The organism is Marinomonas sp. IMCC 4694 (assembly GCF_008122525.1).
GTDB lineage: Bacteria > Pseudomonadota > Gammaproteobacteria > Pseudomonadales > Marinomonadaceae > Marinomonas.
This window is the reverse complement of the sequence record NZ_VSRV01000001.1, coordinates 3,048,189-3,060,390: the sequence shown is the minus strand read 5'-3', so window position 1 is coordinate 3,060,390 and position 12,202 is coordinate 3,048,189. Positions and strand designations below refer to the sequence as shown.

Sequence of the window (12,202 nt, the reverse complement as noted above, 5' to 3'; positions counted from 1 at the left end):
TTGGGAATGGATAAAAACAACAGAAGAGGATAAAAGCATGGCGTTTTCAGTGGAGCAAATGAGATCAGCACTCAGTGACGGATTGTTGTCCTTTCCCGTTACCGATTTTGATGAAAATGGAAAGTTTAACGCAGAGACTTATAAAGCACGTCTTGAGTCGTTTATTCAACATGATGTCTCTTCTATTTTTATTGCAGGGGGAACTGGGGAGTTTTTCTCATTAGATGAAGCGGATTTTCGTGAAATTGTTGACGTGTCTGTCGCGACCGTAAAAGGTCGTGTTCCTTTGATCGCCGCAGCGGGTCGTAGTGTGAAAGACGCGTCTAATTTCGCGAAGATTGCAACGGACGCTGGTTGTGACGGGATCTTGCTGATGCCTCCTTTCCTGACAGAATGTCCAGAAGACGGCATTGTGGACTACGCTAGTCAAATCATGGCATCGAGCAAAACGCATTTTATTTATTACAACCGTGGTAACGGTGTCTTAAAAGCCGAAAGCGTAAAGGCGTTGGCTGCGGCGAACCCGAACATGGTGGCGCTAAAAGACGGCACAGGTAATATTGCGGATTTGAACGATACCATCAAGACAGTCGGTGATCGTTTGGTTTACATCGGTGGCGTGCCAACCGCTGAGATTTTTGCTGAAGCGTATTTGTCCATTGGCGTGAATACTTATTCTTCTGCTGTGTTTAACTTTATGCCGGAAATGGCAAATAAGTTTTATAAAGCCTTGCGTGCTGGTGATCAGGCAGTAGTTACGGCCATCATTAAAGATTTTTTTATTCCATTCTGCCGTTTGCGCGACCGCAAAAAAGGCTACGCGGTGAGCTTGATTAAAGCGGGCGCGGCCTTGATGGGCCACAGTGCGGGTAATGTTCGCGCTCCGCTGACCATGCCTACCGCAGCGGAAGTGGCTGAGTTAGAGGCAATTATCAAGCGTAACGTATAACACTTTAGGGAAGGGTCGGTTGGATCGTCTGATTCTTCCCATTTTTATTTTTTGATAGGGGGGCTGAATGTTTACGACAATCACAAAGATGCAGGTTATTCCTGTTGCTGGTCATGATAGTTTTTTACTGAATTTAAGTGGCGGACATGCTCCTTGGTTCATCCGTACTGTTGTTGTTTTAGAAGATAACGAGGGCAACATCGGATTAGGTGAAGTGCCGGCAACGGATAAAATCATTTCTACACTCGAGGAGTGTCGTGTTTTGGTGGAAGGCCAAAACGTTGGTAAGTGGAAACGTATTATCAGTGATGTGCGCCGTGCCACAGCAGGTAAATCTGACGACGTCCGTGGCAATCAAACCTTCGATCTAAGAACCGCTGTTCATGTTATCACCGCGATTGAATCCGCATTATTGGATTTGGCTGGCCAGAACATGGGCTTGCCTGTGGTCGATTTATTAGGCCAATACGGTAAACAGCGCGACGAAGTTGAAGCGTTAGGTTATTTATTTTTCCTAGGTGACCGCACCAAAACCAACTTGCCTTATCCTGCTTATGATAACCCTGTGGACGAATGGGATCGGGTTCGTGGTTTAGAAGCCGTGACACCAGAATCCATTGCGACCTTAGCCAAAGCAGCATACGAGCGCTACGGTTTTAAAGACTTCAAACTAAAGGGCGGTGTGCTGGATGGCCATCAAGAAGCAGAGTGTATTCGCGCATTATACGAAGCCTTCCCAGAGGCACGTTTGACGTTAGATCCAAATGGCGCTTGGACGCTTGATCAGGCAGTGGAATATCTAGATCCAATTAAACATATGCTGAGCTATGCAGAAGATCCTTGCGGCCAAGAAGGCGCGTGGTCTGGTCGTGAGACCATGTCTGAGTTCAAACGCAGAACAGGCCTAAAAACCGCAACTAATATGATTGCGACAGACTGGAAACAACTGAAAAACGCGGTTCGTATGGACTCTGTCGATATTCCATTAGCTGATTGTCATTTCTGGACCATGCAAGGTGCCGTATCCGTAGGTGAGCTTTGTAATGAATGGGGCATGACGTGGGGATCTCACAGTAATAACCACTTTGATATTTCCTTGGCGATGATGACACACGTTGCGGCCGCTTGCCCAGGCGAAGTCACCGCCATTGATACGCACTGGATTTGGCAAGATGGGCAGCGCGTAACCAAAGAGCCATTAACAATCCGTAACGGTAAGATTGCCGTTCCGACAAAGCCAGGCTTAGGGATCGAGTTGGATCGCGAAAAGTTAATGGAAGCGCATGCACTCTATAAAACGTTAACCCTTGGTCAACGTGATGATAGCTTGGCCATGCAGTTTCTTATCCCAGGTTGGACGTTTGATCCGAAGAAACCAGCGCTTGTGAGATAGAGGGCACTGGGGTAATGTTCTGGGCTTTAGAATATACGGCGTATTTATATGAAAGGGGTTAAAACGGTGGCGAAATCACTACAAATAGAGCGAGTTGGTAAAGGCGATAGCTTGGCAAGCAATGTGGCAAAACAGCTTGAAAAGCAAATTTCGGCTGGCCATATTTCTGTTGGTGATAAACTGCCAACAGAAAATGCCTTATGCGATCTATTTGGCGTGAGTCGTACCGTTATCCGAGAGGCTATCACTCAGCTTAAATCGCTTGGTTTGGTCGAAACAAAGCGCGGGGTTGGTACCAGCGTCATTCGTGCTAAAACCAGTGAAACCTTGTTTGCATACCAGATTGACCCAACGGCTATCACCGATATTCTACATATTTTAGAAATGCGCTTGAGTGTGGAAACAACGGCTTGTGAGCTGGCAGCTGTGCGTCGCTCAGAGGAAGATGTGGCTATGCTTGAAAAATATTTCAACGAATTTGATGAGGCTTTAAGTCGAGGCGAATTGGCTAGAAAAGAAGATTACGCTTTTCATTTGGCTATTTGCACCGCAACTCATAACCCTTTCCTTAAACAGTTCTATGAGCAGTTTAATAAGAACGTTATCCCCAGAGCAAAATTGGTTAATTCAAACTTAAAGCAAGTGGCAACCGATGAGTATTTGTATCGTGTTCGCTCGGAACATCTCGCCATACTGAACTGTATTAAGAGTCAAGATGCAGAAGGTGCAAAAAACGCCATGCACGATCATTTATATCGTGCCTATCACTTGTATGAGCAATACCAGAGTAATAATAAGTTTGATTTAGAGTAACTTGCTTGGAATAAGCTCCGCTTATTTCTGTTTTTACCGTTCACTTTTTAGAACTAAAATCAGGGGAAATCATGGACACTAAAGCACTTCTTACCGGCACTTCATTAATAGCCGGCAATGAAATTACGGGCACCAAAAAAGCCATTCAAGCAATCAATCCAGCGACAAACGAGACGCTTGAACCTTCGTATTTAGGCGGTGATCAAACACATGTTAATCAAGCGGCTGAGTTGGCTTGGCAAGCGTTTGACGAGTATCGTGCTGTTAGCATGGAAAAACGTGCCACTTTTCTTGAGTGCATTGCCGATGAAATTCTAGCGTTAGGCGATGCGTTGGTTGAACGTGCGATGGCGGAATCCGGTTTGCCCAAGATGCGTATTGAAGGCGAGCGCGGTCGTACGATGGGGCAATTGCGCTTGTTCGCTGGCGTGGTACGTTTGGGCAAGGCGACGGATGCTCGCATTGATCCTGCAATGCCGAACCGCGCGCCCTTGCCTCGCTCTGATTTGCGTTTCCAAAAAATTGCCCTTGGCCCTGTCGCCGTGTTTGGTGCAAGTAACTTCCCATTGGCATTTTCGGTTGCCGGTGGTGACACGGCGTCGGCCTTGGCGGCAGGTTGTCCTGTGATTGTTAAGGCGCATTCGGCGCACCCTGGTACGTCTGAATTGGTTGGCCGCGCTATCACGGCGGCGGTAAAAAAATGTGGGCTTCCTGCGGGTGTCTTTTCTCTTCTTTATGGCTCCGGTAGCGACATCGGCGGGGCACTTGTTGCGCACCCAGCGATTAAGGCGGTGGGGTTTACTGGTTCTCGTCGTGGCGGCGTTGCGCTAATGAATATTGCTGCAAATCGCCCTGAGCCCATTCCGGTTTACGCGGAAATGAGCAGCATCAACCCGGTTTTTGTGATGCCAGAAAAATTGTCTGCTGAAGCGCAAAGTGTGGCGAAAGGTTTTGTCGGCTCACTTGCTATGGGCGCAGGTCAATTCTGTACCAACCCCGGTATGGTGATTTTATTGAAAGGCGCGGCGGCCGAGACGTTCAAGGCGACGGTGGCCAGCGAAGTGCAAGCATTAGGCACACAAACCATGCTAACACCGGGTATTTACCAAGCGTATTGCGAGGGTGTGGCTCAGCTTAATAATAATACGGCAGTGAGTTTACTCGCCAAAGGCAATGACAGCGATCAGCCAAACCAGTGCTGCCCACATGTGTTTGCGACCAGCGCGCAAGCGTTCTTGGCGGATGCGTCAATGGAAGATGAAGTATTTGGTTCAACGTCTTTGATCATCGAATGCGATACCTTGGATGAATACAAGGTGGTGGCTGAGCACTTAGAAGGTCAATTGACCGCGACCATTCAAATGTCCGATGCGGATGTTGATGCGGTTCGAGCTTTGTTGCCAACACTTGAGCGAAAAGTCGGTCGTATTCTTTGTAATGGCTACCCAACTGGAGTGGAAGTGTGTCATTCCATGGTGCATGGCGGGCCTTTCCCTGCGACGTCGGACAGTCGTTCTACGTCTGTTGGCAGCGCCGCGATTGATCGATTCTTGCGTCCTGTCTGTTACCAAGATTTCCCAAGTTCATTGATCCCTGAAGCCATTCAAGACAACAATCCTTTGAATGTGCCGCAATTGGTGGATGGCCAATTCAAGTAGTTTACGTTTGTCCTATTTTGCATGAATACCCTATTTACCGTATTGGTTTATAGGGCGTTTTTTGAGGGATTCTATGCTGCTAGAGACGCAAAGCGTTATTTTGGATGTCGCTGCACCCGTGTTACTGATGATTGCAATAGGGGCATTTTTACGTCGGATCCAGCTTATAAATGATGGCTTTATTCTGATTAGTTCGCGATTTGTCTTTCAGGTCTCTATGCCTGCCCTGTTCTTTTTTGGCATGTTAGGAAGCAATCTAAGCGGGCTTATCAGCGTAAACTTGGCTGTTTATTTTATTGCATCGATTCTTCTTACCTTTCTTTTTTCTTGGTTGTTGGCGGTAAAGCTTGGTGTGGCTGAGCGGCAACGGGGGATCTTTGTTCAGATCGCTTTTCGAGGAAATTGTGGCATTTTTAGTGTTGCTTTAGTGGTGAACATGTTTGGGCCAGAAGGCGTGGCGCTTGGCGGTGTGATGTCTGGTTTGAGCGTACTGCTGTTTAATGTATTGGCTGAAATTATTCTTACGCGTTACAGCAAGGGATCGTTACGACTCGTCCCCGTTCTAAAAAGCCTTTTGAAGAACGCGCTCATTATGAGTATCGTTTTAGGCGTTGTGGCTAATTTAGCCGCAGTAACATTGCCTACCTTTATGGTCAAAACAGGCTCTCTTGTCGGAGGATTGTCTTTACCACTGGCCCTGATATGCATTGGTGGTTCGTTAGCAACCAGTGGCTTTTCTTTGCATAAGCACGTTTCCATAGCTGTGTTATGCAAGGTGGCCTTGAGCCCTATTTTTTTTACGATGTTGGGTTATTATTTGGGGTTTGGTCAAAAAGAATTGTTGTTTTTGTTTGTGTTTTTGGCGGCACCCACCGCGGCATCGGCTTATGTTACGGCGGTAGCGAAAGGAGATGATGGTAAATCAACGGCAAATGCGATTGCGTGTTCTACCCTTATTTCTTCTGTGGTCATTGTGTTATTTGTGCCTATTATTAGGGTGCTTATAGGGGAGTAATATGTCAGTAATAGACGTGCTTGTGATGGTTCCTTGTCGTCCGGAGCAGTTTGCTTTGTTGGAGCAACGCTATCGTTTACATCGTTATGATCTGGCGGATAGCGCTGGAAAAACGCACATTTTAGAGCAGTTTGCGTCGTCGATTCGTGCTGTTATAACGACTCACACAGGTGGCTTTCCTGAAGCATTGTTGGACCGCTTACCGAATGTGGAAATTGTGGCGGTGGCCAGTGTCGGTTTTGATACGGTGTGCATTGACGCTTGCGAAAAACGTTCTGTTGCGGTTACAAACACGCCGGATGTATTGACGGACGATGTGGCGGACATGGCATTGATGCTGCTATTAAACACCGTTCGACGCCTTTTAAATGGGGTGGATTGGATTCGAAGTGGGCGATGGCAACGTCAAGAAGTTATGCCACTCAATACGAGCTTGACAGGAAAGCGAGTGGGCATTGTTGGTTTGGGGCGCATCGGTAAAGCCATAGCACACCGCTGTGAAGCCTTTGGTTTGTTGGTCTGTTACTACGGACGACGTGAGCAAGAAGCCGTTACTTATGCTTGGTATTCTGACCTAACTGAGATGGCCGAAAACGTCGATGTGATGATGGTCGTCGTGCCTGGAGGGATACAAACTCAAGGGTTGATCAGTAAAAAAGTTCTAAAGGCGTTAGGTAAAGACGGCTACTTTATTAATGTGTCTCGTGGCTCCGTCGTTGACGAGGACGCCTTGATCGAGGCGTTGGAATCGGGCGACATAAAAGGCGCAGGGCTGGATGTGTTTGCCAATGAACCTTATGTTCCTGCGCGATTATTAGCTCTTGATAACGTGGTTCTTCAGCCTCATTGTGCCAGTGCGACAGAAGAAACACGCGGTGCCATGTCTCAATTAGTGGTGGACAATTTAGCCGCGCATTTTGCGGGCCAAGCCTTGTTAACCAAAGTGTACTAACACTTTTTTTCGGTGTGAGTGTGCGTTTGGAGAAAGTTAAATTACCCCCAATTCCACCAAACGTTCATGCAGGTAGCTGCCTGCGGTGTGACGCTTTGATAACACAACGTCCGGTTTTGGGTGCAAGAATAACGGCAAGGAAATGCGCGATTTGGTTTTGTCGGCGCCTTCTGGGTTGATCACCCGATGGGAGGTCGATGGAAAGTAGCCCCCCGAGGCTTCTTGCAACATGTCGCCGATGTTCACCACCAAGGTACCAAAATCACAAGGCACGCCCACCCACGAGCCGTCTTTGGCTTTCACTTGCAAACCTGGCTCGTTGGCGGAGGGTAAAATGGTCAATAAATTGATGTCTTCGTGAGCGCCTGCACGGATCGCACCCAGTGTTTCGTCGCCTTTTAAGGGCGGATAATGCAACACGCGCAACAAGGTCTGGTCGCTGCCTTCTACCATGCTAGACAACGGCTGAGAGTACTGTTGCGCCACCTCGACAGGCGAATGCTTTTCTACCCACGTCAACAGCTCCAACGCCAAGGTATTGGCTTCGGCGTAGTACTGCGCCAACAAGGCTTTTTTGTCGGCAGGACATTGTCCCCACGGGTAATAATGGAAATATTCTTTGATGTCTTTTTGTGTGTGGCCTTTTGCTGTTTCAGACACGTCAGATGGGAAAAAACCGTCTTGTGTACCGACGTTGTAGCGGTAGTCGTTTTTTGTTTCGCCATCAAAAAAGGCCTGCCACTCTTGATAAATCGCTGAGACCAAGTGTTTCTGAATGGGGTGGTTTTTTAATACCCCAAAGCCGGTGTCACGCAATGATTGAACGAAGTCTTTTTGGGCCGTGGGGCTGGTGTAGTCGATTGCTTGTAATATCATCTTGATGTCCTAGGTCGCTCAAAAAGGCGACATTGTCTTTTGTTTTTTCATAGAGAGAGAACAATGTGGAAAGCATCAGAGACGTTAAGACGACCAACCGCTGTGAAAAAAGTAACGCAAATCCACCGTTTCAGATTGATAGTTCGCTTGCCATTGAGCCAAATCCGCAAGGTGCACGCCATTTAACACCTCGATCTGAATCGATGGCGTGAATACCGTAGTGTGAAGCAAAAGGCTATTGGGCATGATTAACGTGGCGTCTCAGGAGCGAAGGCCATTAGTTTACTGGTTGAATTGTCCGTTTTGAAGGGACCCGATAAGAAAATTTACATAAGGGGGTAGGTAATTTTCTATTTTCCCTTATACTAAAAACGTCGGTCGTTTTATTGATCGTCTTCTTTACGCTCTTTTCAGTGTGTCTCTATCGCCAGCGTTGGCGAGTTATTTCTCAAGTTCAAGTGCTTTTTCTATCTTAACATTGGCGCGATACATCTAAGCGCTTATACCAATTAAAGAGGGCTCATGACTATGAATACATTTTTCGATTCGTTTAAAGACCACTTCTTAATTTCTATGCCACACCTAAACGATCCACATTTTGAACATACGGTGATCTATCTTTGTGAACATTCCAAAGAAGGCGCCATGGGAATCATTATAAATCGTCCTGCTAATGTGGATTTTATTGAATTGGCCAACCATCTTAATATGCCGATTGACAATGTGCCTCTGCGTTCAGAGCCGATTTACAATGGTGGCCCAGTGGAAGCAGAGCGCGGCTTCATTTTGCATACGTCCGATAAAGTCTGGGACAATACGTTACGCGTCACCGATGAGGTGTCATTATCGGCCTCACTCGAAGCGCTTGAAGACATTGCAAAAGGCCGGGGTCCAGACGCGTTTCGTATCACTTTGGGGTGCGCCGGTTGGGATGCGGGTCAGCTTGACGCTGAAATTGCCAACAACGATTGGCTGGTATGTGAGGCGGATTTAGACGTATTATTCCACACCCCAAGTGATATGCAATTTACCGCCGCTGCGCGGGTATTGGGTATTGATATGGCAAGACTTTCACCCGACATAGGACATGGTTAATGACCGCGTTAATCTCTACAGGCATGCCTTTAGGCGATCATCAGAAACCCAATACTGTTCGTTCCGTATTGGGTTTTGATTTTGGTACGACACGCATCGGCGTTGCCACGGGGCAAAGCGTTACAGGGACGGCTCAGCCGTTGGATCCTTTAAAGGCCAAAGAAGGCATTCCCAACTGGGATGAGATTGCTAAAATTGTCGCCGAATGGCAGCCCGATGCGTTTGTGGTTGGTTTGCCTCTGGACATGGATGGTGGCGAAAATGACATGTGTCAACGAGCGCGAAAGTTCGCCAAGCGATTGCATGGGCGTTTTAATCGCCCTTATCATATGATGGACGAAAGGTTGTCGTCTTATGAGGCCAAAGGTCAGGTGTTGGCTCGCGGCGGCAATCGCAATTTTAAAGAAAATTCAGTCGATGGCTTGGCTGCCCAAATGATTGTCGAAACCTGGTTCGCAGAATCACACTAGGGTATTTTTAGGCCATTTTTACGTCATGGCTTGATCTGCCATAGGATGAACGGTGTTTGGTATTAATTGAAACGCGAGGCGTGAAAGAAAAATGACGTTACATTTAGACAAGGCTCTGATGTCTATGAAGGCTCAGTTGGCTGATTATTGTAAAGAAAAAAACATTGAAGACGCTATTGTGGTGGGCATTCATAGTGGGGGCGTCTGGGTAGCAGAGCAACTGATGACGGTAGTTCCGACGACAGAGCCGTTGGCCACCTTAGACATTACCTTTTACCGCGATGATTTCACCAAAGTGGGTTTAAATCCAAAAGTAAATCAAACGCTATTGCCTGCGATTGAAGGCCGCCATGTTATCTTGGTCGACGATGTGTTGATGTCAGGGAGAACCATTCGCGCTGCGATGAACGAGATTTTTGATTTTGGCCGACCTGCCAGTATTACCTTGGCGATTTTGTACGATCTGGGTCAGCGAGAGTTGCCTATTGCCGCCGATATAGTGGGCGAACATCTGACGTTGAGTGCAGACCAAAGGGTGAAGCTGACAGGACCAACGCCATTGAGCGTTTCTGTGGTTGTGACCCATTAAATTTTAAGTAGAGAGAAAGACGAAAACGTCTTCGCAGTTTGAGGAAAGCCAACCATGATGCGATCCGAGCCTCGGGCATTACAGTTAAATGAACACGGGCAGCTTAAGCATTTTTTAACACTGGATGGGTTAGACAAAACCATCCTGACTGAAATCTTAGACCGGGCTGATTCCTTCTTGTCGATGGGGGAGCAATCGGTCAAAAAAGTACCTTTACTGCGCGGCAAGACCGTGGTGAATTTATTCTTCGAAAACTCCACTCGAACGCGCACCACCTTTGAATTGGCGGCCAAACGTCTTTCGGCGGACGTGATCAATCTAAACATCGAAACCTCTGCGACGTCAAAAGGCGAGTCCTTGCTGGATACGCTGAAAAATCTTGAAGCCATGCAAAGCGACATGTTTATTGTGCGCCATTCCGACAGTGGCGCGGCGCATTTTATTGCTGAACACTGTACGCCTAATGTCGCCATTATCAACGCGGGTGATGGCCGCCATGCACATCCTACCCAAGCTATGTTAGACATGCTGACGATTCGTCGCCACAAAGGCGGTTTTGACGGCTTAAAGGTGGCCATCGTTGGTGATATTTTGCATTCCCGTGTGGCACGCTCTCAGTTGCAAGCCTTGACTACGCTTGGTGTGAGTGAGGTGCGTTTAGTTGGCCCTAAGACCTTGGTGCCGAGTTTCTTTGCCGATATGGGCGCGACCATTTGCCATGATTTGGAAGTCGGTTTAAAAGAGGTCGATGTGATTGTGATGTTGCGATTGCAAAAAGAGCGCATGAAGGGCGCTTTACTGCCCAGTGAAAGTGAGTTTTACCGTTTGTATGGCTTGACCGAAGAAACGTTAGCGTGGGCAAAATCGGACGCGATTGTGATGCACCCGGGGCCGATTAACCGCGGTGTGGAAATTTCCTCTGAAGTGGCCGACGGCACACATTCAGTGATTTTAAATCAGGTGACCAACGGCATCGCAGTACGTATGGCCGTGATGTCGATGGCAATGAGTGGACAGGTTCAGAGTCAAAATGACGATGAGTCAGTGGCGAGGGAGGGAAAATAAGATGAAATTACGTATTCAAAATGGCCGCTTGATCGACCCGAGCCAAGACATCGATGCGGTCATCGACTTGTTCATTGATAACCAAAAGATTGTCGCGCTTGGAGACGCTCCAGAAGGCTTTGAAGAGGCTGACGTGATGGATGCGGCGGGCCAGTGGATTTTGCCCGGTCTGGTGGATTTGGCGGTGTCACTTCGTGAGCCCGGTTTGACGCAAAAAGGCAGCATTGCTACTGAGGGCCGCGCGGCGGTCTCCGGCGGCGTCACCACCTTGGTGTGCCCGCCGAATACGCGCCCTATCGTCGACACCCCCGCGGTGGCCGCGCTGATCCAAGATAAAGCTGACGACGCAGGTATGGCGAATGTGTTTCCACTAGGGGCGTTGACGCAGGGTTTAGAAGGTGCGCAGCTAAGTAATATGGTCGCGCTGACTGAGGCGGGCTGTATTGCCTTGTCGAACCATCGCCACCCAATGGTGAGCACTAAGGTGTTGGCGCGTGCTTTGGAATACGCGGCCACGCATGATTTGCTGGTGGTGTTTCACCCAGATGAACCCAGCTTGTCAGAGGGTGGGTGTGCCCACGAAGGCCTGATGTCGACGATACACGGTTTGGCCGGTATTCCAGAAGAAGCCGAAACCATCGCTTTGATGCGCGATTTGTTGTTAGTGGAAAAAACGGGCGTGCGTGCGCACTTTGCGCGTTTATCTTGTGCCAAATCGGTGGAAATGATGGCCGACGCCAAAGCGTCTGGGTTGAACGTAACCGCCGATGTAGCGCTGCATAATTTGCTTTTAAATGATCAAATCTTGAACCGCTTCGACGGTCATTATCATGTGTTGCCGCCATTGCGCAGCGAAGAAGACCGTCTGACGCTGATCGAAGGAATTAAGAGCGGGGTGATTACGGCCATTTGTTCCGATCATCAGCCTCATGAAAAAATGGCGAAGATTGCGCCATTCGCGGCGACGGAACCCGGCATGGCAAACGTGGAAATACTCCTGCCTTTGGCAATGCAGCTGATGGATGAAGGCGACGTTGACCTTACTACATTACTGACGTGCCTAACGTCTGGCCCCGCGGCATGCTTTGGTCTTGAAGCGGGGTCATTATCGGTAGGCAGTTTTGCGGACTTTATTGTATTTGATAGTACCGCACGTTGGGTATGGACGTACGAAGGGCGTAAGACAAAGGGCCATAATTCACCGTATTTTGGTGATGAGCTCGTTGGCCGTGTGATGCAAACCTTTATCTCGGGACAAAGAGTGTATCAAGCCGTGTAAGAGTATCGGTTTGACAGTGTTATAGAGGCCGAACGGATTTTTGACCGT

The 12,202-nt window shown here is 48.2% G+C and carries 13 protein-coding genes; 11 read left to right on the top strand and 2 right to left on the bottom strand.

All coding sequences use genetic code 11. From position 1 onward, the window contains the following. The first annotated feature begins 37 nt into the window (after nt 1–37). From FXV75_RS14010 to FXV75_RS13985, 6 genes are all read left to right on the top strand, one after another. Nucleotides 38–949: a 5-dehydro-4-deoxyglucarate dehydratase gene (locus tag FXV75_RS14010; protein ID WP_148834358.1), complete on the top strand. Its 912-nt coding sequence runs from the start codon at nt 38–40 to the stop codon at nt 947–949. Nucleotides 950–1,016: 67 nt separating this feature from the next. After that, complete coding sequence (locus tag FXV75_RS14005) at nt 1,017–2,342, top strand: enolase C-terminal domain-like protein (protein WP_148834356.1); 1,326 nt, start codon at nt 1,017–1,019, stop codon at nt 2,340–2,342. A 48-nt stretch (nt 2,343–2,390) separates the two neighbouring features. Further along, nucleotides 2,391–3,155: a FadR/GntR family transcriptional regulator gene (locus FXV75_RS14000; protein WP_148834354.1), complete on the top strand. Its 765-nt coding sequence runs from the start codon at nt 2,391–2,393 to the stop codon at nt 3,153–3,155. 71 nt (nt 3,156–3,226) lie between these two features. Continuing rightward, entirely contained in the window at nt 3,227–4,813 is a 1,587-nt protein-coding gene (locus FXV75_RS13995) for an aldehyde dehydrogenase (NADP(+)) (RefSeq protein WP_148834352.1), read from the top strand. Between the two features lie 73 nt (nt 4,814–4,886). Continuing rightward, nucleotides 4,887–5,828 carry an AEC family transporter gene (locus FXV75_RS13990; protein ID WP_148834350.1) on the top strand — a complete coding sequence of 314 codons (942 nt, stop codon included), beginning with the start codon at nt 4,887–4,889 and terminating at the stop codon, nt 5,826–5,828. 1 nt (nt 5,829) lies between these two features. Beyond that, the gene (locus tag FXV75_RS13985) at nt 5,830–6,780 is read left to right on the top strand and encodes a 2-hydroxyacid dehydrogenase (protein ID WP_148834348.1); all 951 of its coding nucleotides are present in this window, start codon (nt 5,830–5,832) and stop codon (nt 6,778–6,780) included. 36 nt (nt 6,781–6,816) lie between these two features. Here the strand turns inward: FXV75_RS13985 and FXV75_RS13980 are convergent, their stop codons facing one another. Both FXV75_RS13980 and FXV75_RS16370 read right to left on the bottom strand, forming a co-directional pair. Beyond that, nucleotides 6,817–7,656, bottom strand: coding sequence for a 2OG-Fe(II) oxygenase family protein (locus FXV75_RS13980; protein WP_148834346.1), 840 nt, complete (start codon nt 7,654–7,656; stop codon nt 6,817–6,819). An 84-nt stretch (nt 7,657–7,740) separates the two neighbouring features. Next, nucleotides 7,741–7,902, bottom strand: a complete 162-nt coding sequence (locus tag FXV75_RS16370) for a hypothetical protein (RefSeq protein WP_187424899.1) — start codon at nt 7,900–7,902, stop codon at nt 7,741–7,743. Nucleotides 7,903–8,178: 276 nt separating this feature from the next. On the opposite strand from FXV75_RS16370, the gene FXV75_RS13975 reads away from it, so the two are divergent. The 5 genes from FXV75_RS13975 to FXV75_RS13955 all read left to right on the top strand — a co-directional run bounded on the left by FXV75_RS13975 (nt 8,179) and on the right by FXV75_RS13955 (nt 12,154). After that, on the top strand, nt 8,179–8,751 hold the full coding sequence (locus FXV75_RS13975; protein WP_262368564.1) for a YqgE/AlgH family protein: 573 nt from the start codon (nt 8,179–8,181) through the stop codon (nt 8,749–8,751). Further along, nucleotides 8,751–9,221 (top strand): Holliday junction resolvase RuvX, encoded by a 471-nt coding sequence (gene ruvX, locus FXV75_RS13970; protein ID WP_148834344.1) that lies wholly within the window; start codon nt 8,751–8,753, stop codon nt 9,219–9,221. The genes FXV75_RS13975 and ruvX overlap by 1 nt, the downstream gene beginning before the upstream one ends. Before the next feature lie 91 nt (nt 9,222–9,312). Then, on the top strand, nt 9,313–9,810 hold the full coding sequence (gene pyrR, locus FXV75_RS13965) for a bifunctional pyr operon transcriptional regulator/uracil phosphoribosyltransferase PyrR (RefSeq protein WP_148834341.1): 498 nt from the start codon (nt 9,313–9,315) through the stop codon (nt 9,808–9,810). Between the two features lie 54 nt (nt 9,811–9,864). Then, nucleotides 9,865–10,875, top strand: coding sequence for an aspartate carbamoyltransferase catalytic subunit (locus tag FXV75_RS13960; protein ID WP_148834339.1), 1,011 nt, complete (start codon nt 9,865–9,867; stop codon nt 10,873–10,875). 1 nt (nt 10,876) lies between these two features. Next, the gene (locus FXV75_RS13955; protein WP_148834337.1) at nt 10,877–12,154 is read left to right on the top strand and encodes a dihydroorotase; all 1,278 of its coding nucleotides are present in this window, start codon (nt 10,877–10,879) and stop codon (nt 12,152–12,154) included. The last annotated feature ends 48 nt before the right edge of the window (nt 12,155–12,202 follow it).